Origin of the sequence: Mesorhizobium sp. B2-5-4, from assembly GCF_006441095.1 — a bacterium.
Classification (GTDB): Bacteria; Pseudomonadota; Alphaproteobacteria; order Rhizobiales; family Rhizobiaceae; genus Mesorhizobium; species Mesorhizobium salmacidum.
This window is the reverse complement of record NZ_VFUR01000003.1, coordinates 258841-279358: the sequence shown is the minus strand read 5'-3', so window position 1 is coordinate 279358 and position 20518 is coordinate 258841. Positions and strand designations below refer to the sequence as shown.

Annotated in this window: 14 protein-coding genes and 1 pseudogene; 5 read left to right on the top strand and 10 right to left on the bottom strand. The window is 63.8% G+C overall.

Annotation, left to right across the window (positions count from 1 at the left end; genetic code table 11):
- Window positions 1-25 precede the first annotated feature (25 nt).
- The 4 genes from FJ492_RS05850 to FJ492_RS05835 are packed head-to-tail and all read left to right on the top strand — an operon-like array spanning window position 26 to window position 4084.
- On the top strand, window positions 26-1573 hold the full coding sequence (locus FJ492_RS05850; protein ID WP_140717672.1) for a sugar ABC transporter ATP-binding protein: 1548 nt from the start codon (window positions 26-28) through the stop codon (window positions 1571-1573).
- A complete protein-coding gene (locus FJ492_RS05845) occupies window positions 1570-2550 on the top strand; it encodes an ABC transporter permease (RefSeq protein ID WP_027141559.1) in 981 nt (326 codons plus the stop codon). The genes FJ492_RS05850 and FJ492_RS05845 overlap by 4 nt, the downstream gene beginning before the upstream one ends.
- Complete coding sequence (locus FJ492_RS05840; protein WP_140502324.1) at window positions 2547-3533, top strand: ABC transporter permease; 987 nt, start codon at window positions 2547-2549, stop codon at window positions 3531-3533. The genes FJ492_RS05845 and FJ492_RS05840 overlap by 4 nt, the downstream gene beginning before the upstream one ends.
- A gap of 2 nt (window positions 3534-3535) precedes the next feature.
- Window positions 3536-4084, top strand: coding sequence for a gluconokinase (locus FJ492_RS05835; protein ID WP_140717668.1), 549 nt, complete (start codon window positions 3536-3538; stop codon window positions 4082-4084).
- Here the strand turns inward: FJ492_RS05835 and FJ492_RS05830 are convergent.
- The 3 genes from FJ492_RS05830 to FJ492_RS05820 form a co-directional block, all read right to left on the bottom strand.
- Complete coding sequence (locus FJ492_RS05830; RefSeq protein ID WP_140768947.1) at window positions 4079-5230, bottom strand: hypothetical protein; 1152 nt, start codon at window positions 5228-5230, stop codon at window positions 4079-4081. The genes FJ492_RS05835 and FJ492_RS05830 overlap by 6 nt on opposite strands.
- Window positions 5231-5239: 9 nt before the next feature.
- Entirely contained in the window at window positions 5240-5689 is a 450-nt protein-coding gene (locus FJ492_RS05825; RefSeq protein ID WP_140502327.1) for an Rrf2 family transcriptional regulator, read from the bottom strand.
- 252 nt (window positions 5690-5941) lie between these two features.
- Window positions 5942-6928, bottom strand: coding sequence for a sulfate ABC transporter substrate-binding protein (locus tag FJ492_RS05820; protein ID WP_140768945.1), 987 nt, complete (start codon window positions 6926-6928; stop codon window positions 5942-5944).
- Between the two features lie 265 nt (window positions 6929-7193).
- Here FJ492_RS05820 and FJ492_RS05815 point away from each other — a divergent pair.
- Window positions 7194-7415: pseudogene (locus FJ492_RS05815) on the top strand (antitoxin); the annotation flags it as partial.
- Between the two features lie 202 nt (window positions 7416-7617).
- Here the strand turns inward: FJ492_RS05815 and FJ492_RS05810 are convergent.
- From FJ492_RS05810 to FJ492_RS05775, 7 genes are all read right to left on the bottom strand, one after another.
- Window positions 7618-8658 carry a sulfate/molybdate ABC transporter ATP-binding protein gene (locus FJ492_RS05810; RefSeq protein WP_027141566.1) on the bottom strand — a complete coding sequence of 347 codons (1041 nt, stop codon included), beginning with the start codon at window positions 8656-8658 and terminating at the stop codon, window positions 7618-7620.
- Window positions 8659-8670: 12 nt separating this feature from the next.
- Window positions 8671-9555 (bottom strand): sulfate ABC transporter permease subunit CysW, encoded by an 885-nt coding sequence (cysW, locus tag FJ492_RS05805; RefSeq protein ID WP_140502329.1) that lies wholly within the window; start codon window positions 9553-9555, stop codon window positions 8671-8673.
- Window positions 9548-10399 (bottom strand): sulfate ABC transporter permease subunit CysT, encoded by an 852-nt coding sequence (gene cysT / locus FJ492_RS05800; protein WP_027141568.1) that lies wholly within the window; start codon window positions 10397-10399, stop codon window positions 9548-9550. Before cysT ends, cysW begins: the two co-directional genes overlap by 8 nt.
- Window positions 10400-10421: 22 nt before the next feature.
- Window positions 10422-11450, bottom strand: a complete 1029-nt coding sequence (locus FJ492_RS05795; RefSeq protein ID WP_140768943.1) for a sulfate ABC transporter substrate-binding protein — start codon at window positions 11448-11450, stop codon at window positions 10422-10424.
- Window positions 11451-11664: 214 nt separating this feature from the next.
- Window positions 11665-12342 (bottom strand): M15 family metallopeptidase, encoded by a 678-nt coding sequence (locus FJ492_RS05790; RefSeq protein ID WP_246675901.1) that lies wholly within the window; start codon window positions 12340-12342, stop codon window positions 11665-11667.
- A 123-nt stretch (window positions 12343-12465) separates the two neighbouring features.
- Entirely contained in the window at window positions 12466-14556 is a 2091-nt protein-coding gene (pbpC, locus tag FJ492_RS05785; protein ID WP_246675900.1) for a penicillin-binding protein 1C, read from the bottom strand.
- A gap of 213 nt (window positions 14557-14769) precedes the next feature.
- Entirely contained in the window at window positions 14770-20250 is a 5481-nt protein-coding gene (locus FJ492_RS05775; protein WP_140768939.1) for an alpha-2-macroglobulin family protein, read from the bottom strand.
- Window positions 20251-20518: the final 268 nt, after the last annotated feature.

The window sequence follows — 20518 nt, the reverse complement described above, 5'->3', positions numbered from 1 at the left end:
CCCACAATCGCCCTGGGGAGGGTTGATGGACGGTGCGGCTCCACTCTTTCGCATGGAAGGCATTTCCAAGCGCTATGGCGGCGTACGGGCGCTGGAAAAGGCCGAGCTGACGGTTTCCACCGGCAGCATCCACGCCATTCTCGGTGAAAACGGGGCCGGCAAATCGACGCTGATCAAGGTCATGGCCGGTGTCGTGGCGCCCGACGAGGGCCACATGATGCTGGACGGGCGCGAGGTGACCTTCGCGTCGCCGGGTGCGGCAAACAAGGCCGGCATCGTCTGCATCTTCCAGGAATTGTCGCTGATCCCCGAACTCAGCGTCGCCGACAACATCGTCATTTCCGATCCGCCCAAACGCTTCGGCATGATCGACCGCAAGGCGCAGCGGCGCATCGCCGAGGACGCGCTGGCGCGCGCGGGTGCCGGCGATATCCATCCGCTGGCCCTGGTCAAGGACCTGCCGCTGTCACGGCGCCAGATGGTGGAGATCGCCAAGGCGCTGGCCAGGAAACCGCGCATCCTCATCCTCGACGAAGCGACCTCGGCGCTGACGGCGGCGGATGTCGCGAAGATCTTTGGCGTCTTGAAACGACTGCGCTCGGAAGGGCTGGCGCTGCTCTACATCTCGCACCGCATGAACGAGATCGCCGAACTGGCCGACCACTGCACGGTGTTCCGCAACGGCCGTAATGTCGCCAGCTACAAGGCCGGCTCGAAGAGCGACAACGAGGTGGTCGAGCTGATGATCGGCCGTGAATACAGCCATATTTTTCCGCCCAAGCCGGCGGCGGCACCCGCTGGTGCCGCCCCCCGGCTCGAGGCGCGCAAACTGTCCTGGGCCGACCGGCTGCACGATATCTCGCTGAGGGTCAGGGCAGGCGAGGTGGTCGGCCTCGGCGGGCTCGATGGCCAGGGCCAGCGCGAATTGCTGCTCGCCTTCTTCGGTGTGTTGCGCGGCCTCTCGGGCGAGGTGCTGATCGACGGCAAGCCGGTGACGATCACCAGTCCAGCGGTGGCCCGCGAGGATGGCATCGGCATGGCGCTCATCCCGGAAGACCGCAAGACCGAAGGACTGATGCTGCCGATGACGGTGCGCGAGAACCTGTCCTTCGCCGCGCTCGACCGGCTGTCGAAAGGCGGCATCATCGACCGTGCCGCCGAACAGCGGCTGATCGACGACATGGTCGGCCTGCTGGCGATCAAGACGGCGGGCCTCGACATTCCGGTCGGCGCGCTGTCGGGCGGCAACCAGCAGAAGGTGGTCATCGCCAAATGGCTGATGCGCCAGCCGCGCATCATCCTGCTCAACGATCCGACGCGCGGCATCGATGTCGGCACCAAGCAGGAGATCTATCAGCTGATGCGCAAGCTGGCGGATGCGGGCGCGGCGATCCTGTTCTATTCGACCGATTATGACGAGCTGATCGGCTGTTGCGACCGGGTGCTGGTGCTCTATGACGGCGCCGTCAAGCGCGAGCTGGTCGGCGGCGAGATCACCGAGCGGGCGCTGATAGCGAGCGCGCTCAACATTCATGGCGAGGAGAGCCCGGTGGGCCTGGGAGCAAGCGTGTGAAAGATTGGCGCTACTGGCTGGCCGAGCAGCGCGGAACGTTGCTGGCGCTCGGCATCTTCATTGTCATGTTCGTCATCTATACCTCGAACCATCCGGCGGGCTTCACCGCCAATGTCGTGCAGACGGCGGCGAACAAGGGCGTGCTGCTTGCCTTCGTCGCCATGGCGCAGACGCTGGTCGTCATCACCTCCGGCATCGACCTGTCCGTGGGCATGATCTTCCTGCTCACCAACTGCCTGGCCTCCTGGCTGGTGGTGGGCACGCCGATGCAGACCACGCTCGGCGTCATCGCCGTGCTGGTGGCGGGCCTTCTGTGCGGCGCCATCAACGGCGCCATCGTTATCTATGGAAGGCTGCAGCCGATCGTCGCGACCATCGCAACCGGGGCGGTCTACTACGGCATCGGCCTTTTGCTGCGGCCCTTTCCGGGCGGCTCGGTCAACGAGGATCTGGCCGACGCCATGACAGGACGTTTGTTCGATCTGGTGCCGGCAAGCCTGGTCGTGCTGCTGGCGGTCGTGCTGTTGATTTGGGTGCCGTTCAGCCGCTCGGTACTCGGCCGTGCCGCCTACGCGGCCGGCTCTTCGGAAACGGCTGCCTATATGTCGGGCGTGCCGATAAGGCGCGGCAAGTTCGCCGCTTACACGCTTGCGGGGCTGCTGGCCGCGATCGGCGGGCTGTTCCTGACCTTTTTCACCTATACGGGCGAGGCCGCCTATGCCAGCGGCAACGCCTATACGCTGTTCTCGATCGCGGCCGTGGTGCTGGGCGGTGTGTCGCTGTTCGGCGGCAAGGGAAGCGCCATCGGCGCCATCTTCGGCGCGCTGGCCTTCCGCACCATTGGCGACCTTCTGTTCGTGTTCGATTTCGATCCGCTCTGGCAGCCGCTGTTCCAGGGCGTTATCCTGCTGGTCGCCGTCAGCCTCGGCGCCTTTGCCCTGTTTCGGGTCCGCAACCGGCTGGAGTGGTTCCTGTGAGCGATACGACCTTGGGCGGCATTGCCGGCCGCATGCCGAAATTCATCCGCCGCGCCGATCCGGCGGTGCTGACCGCCTTTGCCTGTATCGTGGTGCTGCTGTTGGTGGGCAGCCTCTATTCGCGCAGCTTCCTGTCGCCTGAATATCTCTTGCAGCAGCTCAAGGTCGCCTCGTTCCTCGGCGTCATCGCCACCGGCATGATGCTGGTCATCCTGCTCGGCCAGATCGACCTGTCCGTGCCGTGGTCGGTGGCGGCGGGCGCGATGATGGCCTGCGCGGCGGCCGCCTACGGTCCGGCCGGGGTGGCGCTGGCGATCCCGTTCGGCATCTTCTGCGGCGTGCTGATCGGCATCGTCAACGGCATCGGCGTCGCCTATCTGCGCATCCCCTCGATGATCATCACGCTCGCCACCAACGCCGTCGCGCAAGGGCTGATGGTGGTCTACACCGGCGGTTTCTCGCCGCAGGATTCGGCCACCGGCGCCATGCGCTACCTGGCCACCGGCTTCACCATTCCGGGCGTCCCCAATGCGGTCATCATCTGGGCGCTGATCGGGGCCGCAATGGTGTTCGTGCTGACCCGTAGCGGCTTTGGCCGCGCGGTCTATGGCATCGGCAACCGCGAGCGCGCCGCCTATCTCTCCGGCATCGACACAAGACGCGTGGTGATGATCGCCTTCGCCGTCTCCGGCGGACTCTCCGCCTTTGGCGGCGTGCTGCTGGCCGGCTACGCCTCCAAGGCGGCGCAATCGATGGGTGACGCCTATCTGCTGCCGTCGATCGCGGCCGTGGTGCTCGGCGGCACCTCGATCCTCGGCGGGCGCGGCTCCTATCTCGGCACGGTCGCCGGCGTGATCCTGATCACGCTGCTGCAATCCATCCTGTCGGTCATGCAGATGCCGGAAGCGGGACGGCAGATCATCTATGGCGTCGTTATCGTCGCCATGCTCCTGCTCTATGGCCGCGCCCCGGCGAGCCGCTGACGGTGGACGAAAACGCAGTGCAGGCGCCGACGGGCGCTTCCGGTTTGGCGCCTTCGGCCATCGTGGTGATGGGCGTCGCCGGCTGCGGCAAGTCAGCCGTCGGTATCGCGCTGGCCGACGCGCTGGGTGCCGTCTTCATCGAGGGCGACAGGCTGCATCCGCCCGAAAACGTTGCCCGCATGGCGCGGGGCGAACCGCTCACCGACCAGCTGCGCGAAGGCTGGCTCGACGCGATCGGCGAGCGCATCGCGGCGTCGATCGCCAAGGGACAGGGCGTGGTTGCAGCCTGCTCAGCGCTGAAGCGCGGCTATCGCGAGCGTCTGCGCGGTTTTTGCCAGGACATCACTTTCCTTTACCTGGAGATCGACCAGGCGACGGCAAGGCAGCGGGTCGCCGGCCGCAAGGGCCATTTCATGCCGGCAAGCCTGGTCGACAGCCAGTTCGCAATTCTCGAGCCGCCAGGTGCCGATGAGCGGGCATTGACGCTCGACGCGACGCGGCCGGTCGACGAACTCGTCGGCCAGGCAATGCGCTCGATGCGCCGGTCATGAGCCTTCTTCTTCGCTGAAGCCGATCCTGTCCTGAGCTTCTGTCAACCGTTCATGGCGCGACCAGGACATCACCTGCTCGGGGCACTGCTTCAGTGCCTGCAGCAGGCAGTCGCGTTTCAGCAGGATATAGTGTGCCTGCAGGGCCATGTTCTTGGCTCCGTCCCTGGTGGTGTCTACTGCCGGGAGCGCCGATGCCGCCGGCATCAGTTCCGGGCTCAAAACGGCCCGGTATTCCCGGAAGGGCACCACCTCGAAAGTCGACATGGCAAACAGGGCCGTGTTGCCTCGCGCGGCGAAATTCGCCGGCGCCGAGGCAAGGTGTGTCCAGCCGCTTTCGCCCAGGGCGGTTTCGGTGAAGGTCGAGCCGGCGTGGATGGTGTTGGTCATCAGCACGACGCCGTTCCGTTTCAGCATCTTTTGAATGTGGATGGTGACCTGATAGGCGTCGTCGCGGTCGAAGACGATCCGGCTTTTCAGGAACCGGTTCTCGACATGAACCATTGGCGGGTTGAGGAAGCGCTGGCCGAATGCCGTCTCGGAAACGCCATGCGTGTTGACGCTGACCTGATGCGCTTCGATGCCGGCCTCATATATGGCGCGCTTGCCGATTATCGTTTGGGCGGTGAATTGATCGCACCAGAGGATCGCGCCGTGGCCGCGTTGCAAGGCTGCCTGCAAGCCCTCGAGCCCTTCCAGCCGGATCGTCGGCGTCCAGCGACCGGCGACCAGATGCGCGGCGAGTTGCATGCGGCGGCGATGGCGTGCCGCGAGCAATGCCTCGAACAGCTTGCGTGCATCGATGCCGTCGCCGAGCACCGCGCACGTTGCGGCGGCATAGAAGTGGAAATCCTTGCGCATATGGCGCTTCAGGCGAAATCTCGACGCCCAATCGCAGATCGGCGACCACCAACGAACCGGCAGTGCTGCCGCGACCGCGAGATAGAAGAGAGCAATCAGGCTCTCGCGAAGATCCCTGGTGGAGAAGCGGCGGAGCCTGCCGGGATTAACCACCTTGCGGCTGAAAAAGCGCACGTCCTCGGCATATTCGGGGACAAAGACGTCGGCGATGATCTCGGTGCGAAAGCTGGCTATCGATGGCTGCTTGCGTGCGGCTTTTCGGGATCTCGTAAACCTCGACAGCCTCATCCACCGGCTCTAGATCTGCGATGTCAACTCGACTGGGAAATCGTCATTGTCGGCATCGCGCATGGCGGCGAGGCTACGGTTGTCCAGCACCTCGGCAATCGCCTGGCGCACTTCCAGCATCATGTGCCGGACCTGGCAGGTCGCTTCGTCGCAATCCTCGCAGCGCTGGTACTGCGTGCGGCTGGCGCAAGGTATCGGCGCCAGCGGCCCGTCGAGCACGCGCACGACGTGGCCGATCTTGATCTCGGAAGCGGGGCGCGCGAGACGGTAACCGCCTTCCTTGCCCTTGCGGCTCTGGACGAAGCCGGCGTTGCGCAATTCGCCCAGGATGGCATCGAGGAATTTCTTCGGGATGTTGTTGGCGACGGCGACGTCGTTGACGAAGGCCAGTTGGCCAACCGGAAGATTGGAAAGATGCACGAGGGCCTTGAGGCCGTACTTGCCTTTTTTCGTCAGCATGCCCGAGTCAACCCGTTGAAGCCCCAACCACCCCCGCATCTGGCGGCTGTTTGTGTGCAAATGATGACGGCGTTGCTTCCGCACGCCGCCGTTTCGCGAAACAAAGCCATTGGAAGGCATGTTAGGCACAAACGCGTTGATTCTTTGTAACGTTTTGCACGAAGGGCGCCGGCTTTACCCTATCGGCTGAATGACGAGGAAAGCCGGCCCGGGGCCGGCTTTCCTCGATCTTTCCATCGGGCAGCGGAGACTTTACCGGCTGCCATAAGCCTGATCGAGCAGACCGCCGGCGGCGAAATGCTCTTTTTGGACCTTGTCCCAGCCGCCGAAGACGTCTTCCACCGTCAGCAGGCGCACATCTGGAAAATCGGCCTTGTATTTGGCCGCGACAGCCGCGTCGCGTGCGCGCAAGCCATTGTCGGCGGCGATGCCCTGGCCCTCGGGTGTATAGAGGAAGTCGAGGTAGCTCTTGGCCAGATCGCGCGTGCCGTGCTCGTCGGCGACCTTGTCGACGATCGCCACCGGGAATTCCGCCAGAAGGCTGACCGAAGGCGTGACCTGCTCGAATTTGTCGTCGCCGTATTCCTTGCGGATGCCGCGTGTCTCGGATTCGAAGGTGATCAGCACGTCGCCGATCTCGCGCTGCACGAAGGTGGTGGTCGCTGCGCGCCCGCCAGTGTCGAAGATCGGCACGTTGTTGAACAGCTTGGTGATGAATTCCTTCACCTTCGCGTCGTCGCCCTTGAAGGCTTCCTTGGCGTAGGCGGTGGCCGCCAGATAGGTGTAGCGGGCATTGCCAGACGTTTTCGGGTTGGGGAAGATCACCTGCACGTCGTCGCGCACGAGATCGTTCCAGTCCTTGATGTGCTTGGGGTTGCCCGCGCGGACGAGAAACGAAGGCAGTGAATAGAAGGGCGAAGCGTTGTCGGGAAAATCCTTCTGCCAGTCGGCCGAGACGAGGCCTTTCTTGACCAGGAAGTCGACGTCGGTGACCTGGTTGAAGGTGACGACATCGGCACCGAGGCCTTCGGCGATGGCGCGCGCCTGCGCGGAAGTGCCGGCATGCGACTGGTCGATGCTCACACCCGGGTGCTTGGCGATAAAGGCCTTGTTGACCTGCACGAAGAGTTCGCGGCCGACGTCATAGGAGGCGTTCAGCAACTTGTCGGCCGACCAGGCTTGGGCGGATGCGAGGAGGAGGCCGGCGGCGGCGGCAACGCCGATGAAAAATCGCTTCATGAAATGGCTCCGGTGCAATGCGTCCATGGGTGGATAATAGCGGCGATGTCTTATGTGCCACGAGGCATGCATGGCGGCCATGCGGACGTGCTTTGAGAAAAAGTGTCGCGCAAACCGGAAATCGTTAGGATATCTTTCCGAGTAAGATCTTTTCGGGTGTCTCGACAGCACGATCGTTCCCGAGACGACCTATGCACGAATCTGGAGAGTTGCATCATGTTGCGGTTTGGCAGATACAAACGGCATAAACAAAAGAGCTTCGACAATGCCCCGATCCCGCCATTCAACCGTGCCGCCGAAGGAGGCCAGGCTGTTCCGAAACAATCGGACCCAGGTGGTCTGTATTCCTGTCGAATTCGAGCTTCCCGGCGATAAGGTGTTGATCAGTCGAGAAGGCGACCGCTTGATCATCCAACCCGTTCGCAAGACCGGTCTCACCGCGTTGCTTACCCAATGGGCAAAGGAGCCACTGCTTGGTCCGGAGGATGATTCCGAGATCGACGATACGGCTGTTAAATCCGAAAATGCCAAAAGTTATCGGCATTATCTCGACATCCTCGATAAGCCGCCGAGCGGTGAAGGTTTTGCACGTCTTATGAACGCACCCAAGCCGTGGCAGAGCTGATGCTGTCGGCGCCCACGCCTCTAAAAGGCGTGTTGAAAGAGTAATCGATATCGCTCGGTAGAAACTAAGCAGCCGGGAACAGTTTCCAGCGCCCCGGCCGGAAGGCCACCCGGCTCTTTTGTGCCGCCGGATGATCGACCGGCAGTTCGATCTCGACCCGCTGGCGCTCGCCACCGATTTCGAGCTCGACGCGCCGTGTGCCGGCAACGCGGCGGCTGGCGGCCACGGTGCCGGCGATGCAGCCGCTGCAGCCGTCCAGCAGTTCGACATCATGCGGGCGAAAATACAGCATTGCATCGCCCTGGGGCGCGTGCGGCGCCGACAATCCGATCGGACGGTCGGCGAGCCAGATCTCGCCATTCTCGATCTTGACCGGAAGCGAGCTCGATTCACCAATGAAGCCGTAGACGAAGGGCGAGTTCGGCGTGTCGTAGATGTCGTCGGCGGTGCCGACCTGCTCGACGCGGCCCTGGCTCATCACCACGACGCGGTCGGCAAGCTCCAGCGCCTCTTCCTGATCGTGAGTGACGAAGACGGTGGTGTGGCCGGTAGCGTCATGGATTTCGCGCAGCCAGCGGCGCAGTTCCCGGCGCACCTGCGCGTCGAGCGCGCCGAACGGCTCGTCGAGCAGCAGCACCTTGGGTTCGATGGCCATGGCACGGGCGAGCGCCACGCGCTGGCGCTGGCCGCCCGAAAGTTGCGCCGGATAGCGTTTTTCCAGACCCGACAGCTGGACGAGATCGAGAAGCTCGGAGGCGCGGCGGCGGATTTCGGCCGCGGGCGGCCGCGTCGGCCCGTGCCGCACCTTGAGGCCGAAGCCGATATTGTCGGCCACCGTCATGTGCCGGAACAGCGCGTAGTGCTGGAAGACGAAGCCGACATTGCGTTCCTGGATCGACTTTTGCGAAGCGTCCTCGTCGCCAAAGAAAATTTTTCCACGCGTCGGGCGCTCCAACCCGGCGATCAGCCTGAGCAAGGTCGTCTTGCCGGAGCCGGACGGTCCGAGCAACGCAATCAGTTCGCCCGACTTGATGTCGAGCGACACGTCGTGGAGCGCTGGAAACCGCTCGAATTCCTTGCGCACGTTGGCAACGCGAACTTCCATGCAATGAACCTTCTAATGTCCGCGCGTCGCGGCGAGTTCGGCGCCGTAGCGCATCTCGAGCAGAGTTTTCAAGATCAGCGTGACGAGCGCCAGCCCGGCAAGCAATGAGGCGACGGCGAAGGCGCCGACGGCATTGTACTCGTTGTAGAGGATTTCGACATGCAGCGGCATGGTGTTGGTCAGGCCGCGTATGTGGCCCGACACCACCGAAACCGCGCCGAACTCGCCCATGGCGCGCGCGTTGCACAGAAGCACGCCGTAGAGCAGGCCCCATTTGACATTGGGCAAGGTCACATACCAGAACGTCTGCCAGCCATTGGCCCCTAGTGAAAGAGCCGCTTCCTCGTCGCCATTGCCCTGTTCCTGCATCAGCGGGATCAGTTCTCGGGCGACGAAGGGGAAGGTGACGAAGACGGTGGCCAGCACAATGCCCGGCACGGCGAACAAGATCTGGATGCCATGTGCCTTCAACCACTCGCCGAGCAGCCCCTGGGCGCCGAACAGAAGCACGTAGACCAGACCCGAAATGACGGGGGAGACCGAGAAGGGCAGATCGATCAACGTGGTCAGGAAGGCCTTGCCCTTGAACTCGAACTTGGCGATCGCCCAGGCGGCCGAGATACCGAAGACGATGTTGAGCGGTACCGAGATCGCCGCCACCAGCAAGGTCAGGCGGATCGCCGAACGTGTGTCCGCATCGCTCAGCGATTCCAGGTAGGTGCCAACGCCCTTGGCGAAGGCTTCCTTGAAAACGATGATCAGCGGCAGCAACAGGAAGACGGCGAGAAAGACGAAGACGATGGTCATCAGCACGGCCCGTGCCGGCCGGCTTTCGGTCACTGCCGCCGAGCGGCTTTCATGGAACGGTTCGTAGGATTTGATCTCGGGTTCAGCCATAGCGCTTGCGGCTCCATGTCTGCACCAGATTGACGATCAACAGCATGATGAACGACAACGCCAGCATGATTGCCGCGATCGCAGTCGCCGCCGGGTAATTGTATTCCTCGAGCCGGATGACGATCAAAAGCGGCGCGATCTCGGATTTGTAGGGCAAATTGCCGGCGATGAAGATGACCGAGCCGTATTCGCCGACGCCGCGCGCGAAGGCCAGCGAGAAGCCGGTGATGATGGCCGGCGCCAGGCCCGGAAAGAGCACGCGGGTGATGATCTGAAAGCGGCTGGCGCCGAGCGTGGCGGCGGCTTCCTCCACTTCCTTGTCGATCTCTTCCATGATCGGCTGCACGGTGCGCACGACGAAGGGCAGGCCGATGAAGATCAACGCGATGACGATGCCCAGCGGCGTGTAGGCGACCTTGATGCCGAGCGGCATCAGCAGCTTGCCGATCCAGCCATTCGGCGCGTAGAGCGTGGTCAGCGCGATGCCAGCCACTGCCGTCGGCAGCGCGAATGGCAGGTCGACCATGGCATCGACGATGCGGCGGCCGGGAAAACGGTAGCGCACCAGCACCCAGGCGACGAGCGTGCCGAAAACGACATTGACGACAGCCGCGATGAAGGCGGTGCCGAAGCTGATTTCAAGTGCGTTGAGCGTGCGGCGATCGGTGGCGATGGCCCAGAAATCGGCCCAGCCGAGAGCGGCCGAACGCCAGATCAGCCCGGACAGCGGGATGAGGATGATGAGGGTGAGGTAGGCAAGCGAGAAGCCGAGCGTCAATCCGAAACCCGGAATGACGCTCGGCTGTCTGAACCGCCACCCCGCCTGCGCGGGTGCTGTGGTCATGTCGTCCCGATCTAGGTTTAGCTCACTGGGCCGGTTTGTAGATCTGGTCGAATATACCACCGTCGCCGAAATGATAAGGCTGTGCCTTCTTCCAGCCACCGAAAAGCGGGTCGTCGATGGTGATCAGCTTGATAGGCGGCAGCTTGGCGAGATCCTCGGGCGGAACCAGATCGGGCTTGGACGGCCGGTAGTGGTTCTTGGCGATGATGGTCTGGCCTTCCTTGGAATAGAGGTAGCTCAGATAGGCCTCGGCCACCTTGCGCGTGCCCTTGGCGTCGACATTGGCGTCGACCACAGCCACCGGCGGCTCGGCCAGGATCGAGGTCGGCGGATAGACGATGTCGAAATTGTCGGCGCCAAACTCATCGAGCGCCAGATAGGCATCGTTTTCCCAGGCGATCAGCACGTCGCCCAGGCCTTTTTGCGCGAAGGTCACGGTCGAGCCGCGCGCGCCGGTATCGAGCACGGGAGCATTGGCGTAGAGCTTGCCGACGAATTCCTTGGTCTTGGCTTCGTCGCCGCCATCGTTGGCGTTGGCATAGGCCCAGGCCGCGAGATAGTTCCAGCGCGCGCCGCCCGAGGTCTTGGGGTTAGGCGTGATCACCTGCGTGCCGTCTTTGATCAGGTCGTTCCAGTCGTGGATGCCCTTGGGATTGCCCTTGCGGACAAGGAAGATGATCGTCGAGGTGTAAGGCGCTGAATTGTTTTCGAATTTGGTGCGCCAGTCGGGATTGATCTTCTTTGACTTGAAGACGATGGCGTTGATGTCGCCTTCGAGCGCCAGCGTCACCACATCGGCGTCCAGGCCGTCGATCACGGCGCGGGCCTGGGCGCCCGATCCGCCATGTGACTGCTGGATTGTCACCGTCTCGCCGGTCTCGGTCTTCCAATGCGCGGCGAAGGCCTCGTCATAGGCCTTATAGAGCTCGCGCGTCGGATCGTAGGACACGTTGAGAATGGTGGTATCGGCAAACGCGAAACCGAGCGTGCCGAACTGGACCGATGTGGCGACCAGTGCGCCGAGCAGTTTCCGGAAATGAGGTTTGGTCATTTCTGCCTCCATTGAACCCGTGCCAAATCTACCGAATTGATAGAAATAAGATGCATTCAATGTTTGCCTTTTTTGCCTTCCTGAAGAAAATCTTCGGCGATCTGTTGCGGCATTGGGAAAATATTTTCCTTGCAGCTGCTCCGCACCCGGAGCCGGTCCGCCATCCGGCCTATCTAGGGATGCACGGCTGCCGGGCAAGTCTGCGTTGGGCAGCTTACTCGGCGGTCACAGGGAAATCGAAGCGCTGCTTGGGAAATGGCTCGTGGGCGAGCGCAAAATGCCACCATTCGTGGGCATAGTTCTTGAACCCGCCAGCACGCATGGCATCGACGAGCAGCTTGCGGTTTGCCGCTGCTTCGGTGCCGAGCGGGCGATGCGCGGTCTCGCTCATCGTGTCGAAACAATCGAAGCCGGTGCCGAAATCGAGGGTGTTGGCATCGACAGCGCCGCAGGCCGGTTTCGGCACGGACGGACTGTCGGCAGGCGCGATAGCGATATCGACGGTTGAGCCGCGCGAATGTGCCGACCGCCGGGCGACGTAGCCCTCAGTGATGAGGTCGCTGCGCTTGATCTTCGGATACCACTGCGGGTCCGGCGGCCCACCCGCGGTCGTCCAATCGCCCATGTCGGCCACCGCGCGGGCAGGGCGGTAGCAGTCGAACACGACCAGCGTCATGCCCTTGGCGATCATCGCCTTCTGAACGCTGGAGAGTGCCTTCGCCGCCTCCTCCGTGAGGATGCAGACAGGTGCGTTGTAGCCGTTCACCTTGCGGTGCAGGAAATTGTTGGAGCTGGCGTAGCGAATGTCCTGGCGGATGGATGGGGCGATATCGGAGAGGCGGACGAAGCCGGCAGGGAGGGGATCGGCGAAGGCAGAGAAAGGGATTGTCACAACGAACGCTGCCGCAGCTAACGCTATCGACAATCGAGGATTGCGCGAGGCACCAGGCATCAGGCGAGCTATCCTTCTATCCCCGGTCTCAAAAAGCCAATGCGCTGAATCCCTTGACGCACTCTACTCAACGAACACTTTCACACTCGCCGCTCGTCCAGCCGCATCGATGACGGTCAGCGTCGAGTAACCCGCGCCGTCGGGCTGCCATGTCGCGGTGCGGCGGCGGTCGAGGCCGATGAGGGGCTTGCCGTTGGCCAGCCAGCGGAACGGCGCACGGCCACCTTGCAATTTCAGCACCAGCGGCGAGGCGTCGGCCGAGTTGGTGGCGAGATCGACGCGAGCGCCGTCCGGCGGGAAAATGATGGTCGGCGCGGGTTCGGTCGGCGTCGCCTGCACCAGGCCATCCGCGCCGGCGCCGAAGCGGGCAAGCGTCACCGGAAGGTCCTCGCGCTTGGGGGTAAAGGCGCCAGGCGGTTTGCCCGGCAGCGGCACGGTCGCCAGTCCCGAGCGGACAAAGCCCTCGAACAGAATCGGAGCGGCCGAGACATAGCCGGAAAGACCCGGCACCGCGCCGGCATCGGGCCGGCCGACCCAGACACCCAGCACATAGCGGCCGTCGAAGCCCACCGACCAGGCGTCACGGTAGCCGTAAGAAGTGCCGGTCTTGTAGGCGATGCCACGCTGCAAAGCGCCTTCGGGTGGCTTCACACCCGAGAGGATGTCGATGATCTGCCAGTTGGCCTGGTCGTTGAGGATGGTGGTGGTCGAACTCACGGCGTTGGCCGGTTCGGTGCCGTCGCGCAGCGAGTGCGTCTTGCCGCCATTGGCGAGCCCTGTGTAGAGCTGGACCAGGTCGCGCAGCGTGACGCCGACGCCGCCGAGGCCGATGGCCAGGCCCGGCGCTTCGTTGACCGGCAAGATCGGGTTGACGCCCGCCTGGCGGAAGCGCGCTGTCAGCCGCGCCGGGCCGACCGCGTCGAGCACGCGGATCGCCGGCACGTTGAGCGACAGTTGCAAAGCCTGGCGGATGCTGACATCGCCCTGGTAGCCCATGTCGAAATTCTTCGGCCTGTAGCCGCTGAAATCGACTGGGCTGTCCTCTATCAGCGTTTCCTGCGCCACCAGTCCCTGCTCGAACGCGAGGCCATAGATGAACGGCTTCAGCGTCGAGCCGGGCGAACGCACGACCTTGGTCATGTCGATCCAGCCGGAACGGCTGGCATCGAAGAAATTGGCCGAGCCGACTTCGCCCAAAATGTCGCCGGTGCGGGCGTCGGCCAGCACCATGGCGACGGAGAGACGCGGCCCGAGCTTGGTGGCGGCGTCGCGCGCCACTTGTTCCAGTCCCTGCTGGACGCTTTTGCGGATCGTCAGCTTGAGCGGCTGACCGGGGACGGCCTTGGGAAGCATCGCATAGGAGGCATGCGCGGCAAGCGCCGGCAAGGTGCGCCGCAAGCCTGACACATCGTCGAGTGCTGCGCGTGCCGCCTCGCGTTCGCCGATCAGGCCTGATGAGACCATGCGGCTCAGCACACGATCGCGCGCTGCATGGGCGATCTGGAGATTGCGGTCGGGCCGTCGCTTTTCCGGCAATTGGGGAAGGGCGACGAGAAGGGCGGCCTCGGAAACGGTCAGCCGCTTCGGTTCTTTGCCGAAATAGGCGAGCGAAGCGGCGCGCACGCCCTCCAGATTACCGCCATAGGGCGCCAGTGTCAGGTAACGCTCGAGGATCTCGCGCTTCGACAGCCGTCGTTCGATCTGGATGGCGCGCAACATCTGCTTGATCTTGGAGCCGAGGCTGCGGCTCTCGCGCGGCTCGATCAGGCGGGCGAGCTGCATAGACAGGGTCGAGCCGCCAGAGACGATGTGGCCGCTGGTGGCGAACTGGCCGGCTGCGCGGGCCAGCGCCAGCACATCGACGCCCTCATGGCCCCAGAAGCGCTTGTCCTCATAAGTGACCAGCATGTCGACGAATTGCTTGTCGACCTGGTCGAGCCGGGTTTCCAGCCGCCAGTAGCCGTCCGGCGTGGCGAAGGCGCGCAACAGCTGGCTATCGCGGTCCTGGACTTCAGTGGAAACGGTGAGCTTTTCAGGAAGCGGGGGCGGGAAGGCGCGGTCGAGCTCCCAGAGGGTGGCGGTGGAGAGGGCGAGAATGCCGGCGCAAGAAGCCGAGGTTATGGCGGCGCGGCGCAGGAATTTTCTGGAGAACATGGCGCCGCCCCTCATTGTCCTACCGGACATTTCTCCCCGTATAGTGACGGGGAGAAAGACGCTGTTGCTGATGGTTTCGCCAATCGCCAGCGTTGCGGAAAAAGCGGCGAAGTTCGAGACAGCTCCCTTCTTCCCGTCACTATGCGGGGAGAAGGTGCCGGCAGGCGGATGAGGGGCAGCGCCGTCGTCCTGTTCATATTCGTCAGCGTCACCTTACGGTGCCTTGATCTCCATCATGCCGGTGGCGGTGCGGGCCGAATATTGCGGCCGGTACATGTCCTCCACCGTTGCCGCCGGATGGGCGTAGGTGCCCGGCGTCACGGCGCGCACGACATAGGCGAGCGTCAGATTGTGGTCGTGGTCGCCGTCGGCCGGGTTGAATGCCGCGACGAAGCGGTCGTCGCGGAATTCCAGATGCGCGGCGTCGGTTTGTGCCAGCCAGGAGAAGTTCGACAGCTGGGCGCTGGAAACCAGGCCTGGATTGTCGATCTCGAAGCCGGCCGGCAACAGGTCGGTGACCAGCAAGCGCGACGGCCAGCTGTTCTGTTCCGTCACCTTGAGCACGACGACATAGCGTTCGTTCTGGGTTGCCTCGGTCACATTGGCTTCGGTGCCGTCGAGCTTGTAGTAGGTGCGGTTGATGGTGAAGCCGTCGCCGCCGGCCGGCAAGGGCTGGATCGGCGACGCCACGGTGGTGACGACGGCCTGCAGCGGGGTCTTGCCGGTGTTGGCGATTTCGAGCGGGCTGTCGACCAGTTCCGAGCCGTTCACCTGGTTTGAATAGCCGCCGGAATGCGGCGCGCCATTGACGGTCAGCGTGATCGAATCATTGCCCTCCTTCAGCGCGCGGGCCGCCAGCAGCATCCAGGAATCGTCCTGGGTGCTGGTCCAGCGGGCTTCGGCACGTTTCCTGGTGACCAGCTTGATCAGTTCGGGCACGATCGTCGATACCGGCTTCGATTCCGCCGCCAGCGACAGCATCGCCGCGCCGTCACGCAACGCCGAGCCGTAGTCGGAGCGGTACCAGTCATAGTCGGTGCTCGACTTGGCGAGCTGCAGTGCGGTCTTGAACGTCGCCTCCGAACGCTGCGTGTCGCCATAGAGCGCCAGGCTCGCCGCCAATTGGACAACGGCCATCGGGCTCGAAAAGGCTTCGAGCTGGGTGTCGGCGTAGTAGCGCAGGTCGCCGATCGAGGCCTTCTTGTTGCGGGCCAGCACATAGAGGGCGTAGGCGATCTCGCTGCCACGGTCCTGTACGCTCTGGTCGTAGCCGAGCGAGTTCTGCAGATTATTCAGGGCCTGGTTCATCGCAAGAGCCGGCACGTCGTATTTCTGCTCCCGTGCCCTGGTCAGGAACTCGCTGACATAGGCGTCGAGCCACAAATCGCCGGAGCCCGGACCCCACAGGCCGAAGCTGCCGCTTGAGGACTGGTAGCTCAGGACCTTGTAGATCGCATCCTGGATGCGGCCGTGCAGGTCAGGGTCGCTTTCCATGCCGATGCCCGATGCCATCTCGTTGACGTAGAGAAGCGGCATGGCGCGGCTGGTGGTCTGCTCGGCGCAACCATAGGGGTAGCGATCGAGCGTCATCAGCAGCGACGGCACGTCGAAGGCCGCCGCCTGCGAAACGCCGACGCTGACCGAAGCGCCCTCGAGCAGGCTTGCGGCCAGCAATTCCTTGTCGACGCGCAACGCGCCGCCGTTGCCCTTGAGATCGACCACAAGGCGCGTGGTGACCGGCAGCTGGGCCGGGCGCACCGGCACATGGAGCGTCTGCTCGACCTTGGTGCCGTCGGCGTGTGCCAGCTTGATGGTGAGCGAGGCATTGCCCGCCGTCTTTGCGATCAGCGGCACCGTCAAGGTCTGGCGCTTGCCCTGGGCGAGCGTCAGCTTCTGGGGCAGAGGCTTGTCGCCTGTCGACAGGTCGCCCGTCGTATCGATCGACAGCGCATAGTCGCCGGCGGGGCCGTCCGTGTCGGCTACGTCGAGCCGCATGACGGCATTGTCGCCAGGCGCCAGGAAGCGCGGCAGGCCGGCGGTGATCACTACGGGATCACGTACGATCACGTCCAACTGGGCATGACCGACCGCCTCCTTGGTCCAGGCGACGGCCATGACGCGCACGGTGCCGTTGAACTGCGGAATGTCGAAGTCGATCCGTGCCTTGCCACCGGCATCGAGCTGGACCGGGCCGGAGAAGAAGGCGACCAGCTTTTCGGTGGGCGGGCTGCCTTGCGCCTGCATGTTGGCGCCGTCGCCACCGGTCCTGAGCTTGCCGGTGGTGCCAAGCGAGCCATCGATCAGGCGGCCGTAGATGTCGCGGATCTCCATGCCCAGCATGCGCTGGCCGAAGAACCAGGTCTCCGGATCCGGCGCCTTGTAGTTGGTCAAATTGAGGATGCCGACATCGACGGCGGCAACCATGACATAGGCGTTGGTGCCCGGCTGCACGCCGGCCACGGAAACCGGGATCGACAGCTGCTGGCGCGGCACGGTCTTGTCGGGCGGCGTGAGCGTGATGGCGAGCTTCTTGGCGCCCGGATCGACCGTCAGCCATTTCACGCCGATGGCGCGGGCGGGCATGCGCGTTTCCTGCGCATCGCCCGGCCGGAACAGGGTTGCCGTGACATAGGCGCCGGCACCCCAGTCGTCACCGACCGGGATGTCGACGGTGCTGCCGCCGGCCGGCACGGTCGCCGTGATTGTCTTCAGCAGCTTGTCGGAGCCGATGTTGATCAGAAGTTCGCCGGCAAAATGCGGCGAGATTTTCAGCTTGGCCACTTCGCCGGCGGTATAATTGTCCTTGTCCAGGGCAATCTCCAGGCCGTCGGGCGTTTCTGTGGTGGTCGAGGCGACATACCAGCCGGCGTCGAACTCATAGCTGGTGGCGGGCCCCTCCGGGTCCGATGTCTCGACCTCGAGCCTGTACTGGCCCCAATCGACCGGTACGGAAACGGTTGCGTCGCCATCGGCGGCGAGGTCGAGCTGACCGTTGGCGATCGACTTGGTCAAGGTCACCGGCTCGTAGTTCCAGGAGTTGTTGGAGCGATACCACTGGTAGTTGCGTTCGACCTTGACCAGCGTCCACTGCGCGCCTTTCAGCGCCTCGCGCTTGCCGTCGGGATCGACGGCGATCAGGCTGAACTTGGCGGTGCCGCCTTGTGGCACTTCACCGTCGGCGAAGTCCGGACGGATGCCGATCATATGGCCTTGCGGGCGGATGCCGATGTTGAGCGAGCGCTCGATGGCGCGGCCGCCGGTTTCGCGCATGCGCACCGTCACCTTGCCGTCGACCAGCTTGGTGGTCGAGGGCAACTGGTCGACGGTAACAGGGAAGGTCGCCTTGCCGTCATCGCCAACCACCGGCAGATCGGTGAGCGGCGTGACCGTGGGCTCCGCCGACTGCTCGTCGGCGAGGCCGAAGGAAAAGTTGGGGAAGCGGTCCCAGTCGCGCGACGTCGACAGCGTGAGTTCGCCTTCCAGCGCCAGGCCCGCCGCCGGCGCGCCGTAGAGGAAGCGGCCGTCAATGTTGATGTTGGCGGTTTCGCCCCGCGCAATCTCCTGCTTGTCGGCCTTCATGTCGAATTCGATGCGATCCGGCACGAAGTCCTCGACCAGGAACATCTGGCTGGCAACCGCCGGCTGCTTGGGGTCGGTGTAGATCGACACCGACCATGTGCCGCGCATGGCGTTGGGTTCGAGCGGCAGGTCGACGGCGTGGCCGCCAGCCGAGGCGCCGTCGCTGACGATGCGGCGGTCCTCGACGCCATCGGGGCGCGAGAAGATGAAGGTCAGCGGCAGGTTCTCGACGGCCTTGGCCGCACCGTCGCGGGCAAGGGCGGCGACGTGGACGTCCTCGCCGGCACGGTAGATGCCGCGTTCGGTCCAGGCATAGACGTCGAGCGCGCCCGGTGCGGCGCGTCCGGTGACGCCACGGTCGGACAGGTCGAAGCCGGCCTTGGCCATGTCGAGGAAGACGAAATCATTGTCGCCCTGTTTGGCCATCAGCACGGCCGGCACCATGCCGCCGTCACCGCGCGTCAGGCCGGGGTTGAAGACGGCGTGGCCGTTCGCATCGGACGTCGCGGTGCCCAGAACCTCGTTGTTTCGGGCAACCAGCGTCAGTTCGGCACCCGCTATCGGCTTGGCGCTGCCCAGCGAACGGGCAAAGACATTGAGCCCGTCCTGGCCGGTATAGGTCGACAGGCCAATGTCGGAGACGACGAACCATTGCGTGGCCAGCGAACCGTAGTCGTCGCTCTTGTCGTTGACGGGTTGCGCGGTCAGCACATAGACGCCGGGCTTGCGCTGCGGCAGCGCTTCGTCGACCGGGAACGAGGTGGTGACCTCCTTGTTGAGATCGTTGACGATGTCGAGCTGGCCCTGCCAGACCGGCGCGCCCATCTGCTCGGAGATGTTGGAGATGTCATAGCCGTCGAGCTGGTGTAGGAACTGGTAGCCCGACAGAAGCTGCGCCAGCGAACGATCGCCGATGCGGTAGAGCTTCATTTCGGCGGCGTTCATGTTGACGGTGACGATCGGGATGCCGCGGCGCGCGCCGGCCGGCAGCACGAAGCTGTCGCCGGTGAAGCGGGCGGACGGCGCGCGGTCCTGCACATAGATCGACAGCACCACGGGGGCGGCGGTCACTTCGCCGATCGCCGCCGGCAGGCCGGCGCGGAAGGTGACGTCATAGTGCTGGCCGTGTTCGAGCCCTTCGACGCAGATCTGCTTGTCCTTGGCCTCGACGCCCTTGGGCGGCGCGTTGTCAACGGTGACGAACTGCGTGTAGTCGATGCCGGTCTTGACCAGATCCTCGGAGAATTGCGCGCAGATGCGCGGCGCGCTGGTGTCGGCATCGACAGAGTGATCGATGACACGGAACCCCTTGCGGGCCTTCAGATCGGCATAGTCGGCCTGCACCGCGGGCGCGCTTTCCAGCGCAAGGCTGGCCTCATAGGCTTGGAGCGCCGGCCGGTAGAGATCGCGCTTGTCGAGACCATTGCCGAGCAGCGCCAGCACTTCGGCGCGCGTCTTGGTGGTGCGCAGCAGCTTATAGGCGTTGAAGGCGGCCGACGTGCCGTTTGCCGGCAAAGTCGAGGCTTCGGAGGTGCTGGCTGCAGGCTGCACGGCCAGCGTTTCGCGAGCCAGCTTGAGCCAGAGCTGGCCATCGTCAGGCATGACCGAGACCGCGGCCTCGTATTTCTGCATGGCGGCGCGATGGTCGCCGGTCAATACGGCCTGTTCGGCTGCATTGGTCAGTGCCGCCATGCCCTCCGTCGGCTTGTCGAAGGCCGGGCCAAGCAGCTTGTTGCGATATTGCTGGGCCTGGTCGGCCATCCAGTTGGGAAAGAAGCCGAGTTCCGGCGGCGCGCCGATATCGGGATCGCCGTCGATGTTGACGACCTTGCCGGCGATCGCGCCGGTGAAGGATTTTAACTGGTTATAGTCGGATTTGAGAAAGCACCATTTGGCCTTGGTGTTGTAGGTGAAGGCGCGGCAGGCCGGATCGCCGAGACATGTCGTCTTGCACTGGTCGAGCGTGACGTTCTGGTCCGACCTGAGGTCGAAACCGAAATAGTCGGAATTGTCGGTCGTTGCGATTCGCCGGGCCTCGGCCGCTTGCGCGACGCTGCCCCAGGCGAAGAAGAGAAGGACGAGAATCGACAGACCACGAGCCGCGCGCATTGCCATTACACCCTCCAGACAATTGCAGGCGTCCGGGCATGATCAAGCTTCAGTCAGGCTTGTCAACGCGCGAACGCGGCAGGTGCCGCCTGCCAACGGTTTATTTTCCGGCCAAGGACCGGTATGCGGACAGTAACCTCCATAGGACAGGGGATCACGCATTCTTGCGGAAACGCAGAAGGTGTGAATTCCAAGCCCGTCCTATTTCAGACAATTGGATTGTGGCCCCTTTACGAGCGCTTCAGAACTTCATTCCAATTTTAGGTTTACGAAC

Bases quoted from the DNA above. Each gene is read 5' to 3' on its own strand.
- FJ492_RS05850 (WP_140717672.1), top strand. From the start codon at position 26: ATGGACGGTGCGGCTCCACTCTTTCGCATGGAAGGCATTTCCAAGCGC.
- FJ492_RS05830 (WP_140768947.1), bottom strand. From the start codon at position 5,230: ATGAGGCTGTCGAGGTTTACGAGATCCCGAAAAGCCGCACGCAAGCAG.
- FJ492_RS05825 (WP_140502327.1), bottom strand. From the start codon at position 5,689: ATGCTGACGAAAAAAGGCAAGTACGGCCTCAAGGCCCTCGTGCATCTT.
- FJ492_RS05820 (WP_140768945.1), bottom strand. From the start codon at position 6,928: ATGAAGCGATTTTTCATCGGCGTTGCCGCCGCCGCCGGCCTCCTCCTC.
- FJ492_RS05810 (WP_027141566.1), bottom strand. From the start codon at position 8,658: ATGGAAGTTCGCGTTGCCAACGTGCGCAAGGAATTCGAGCGGTTTCCA.
- cysW (WP_140502329.1), bottom strand. From the start codon at position 9,555: ATGGCTGAACCCGAGATCAAATCCTACGAACCGTTCCATGAAAGCCGC.
- cysT (WP_027141568.1), bottom strand. From the start codon at position 10,399: ATGACCACAGCACCCGCGCAGGCGGGGTGGCGGTTCAGACAGCCGAGC.
- FJ492_RS05795 (WP_140768943.1), bottom strand. From the start codon at position 11,450: ATGACCAAACCTCATTTCCGGAAACTGCTCGGCGCACTGGTCGCCACA.
- pbpC (WP_246675900.1), bottom strand. From the start codon at position 14,556: ATGTTCTCCAGAAAATTCCTGCGCCGCGCCGCCATAACCTCGGCTTCT.
- FJ492_RS05775 (WP_140768939.1), bottom strand. From the start codon at position 20,250: ATGGCAATGCGCGCGGCTCGTGGTCTGTCGATTCTCGTCCTTCTCTTC.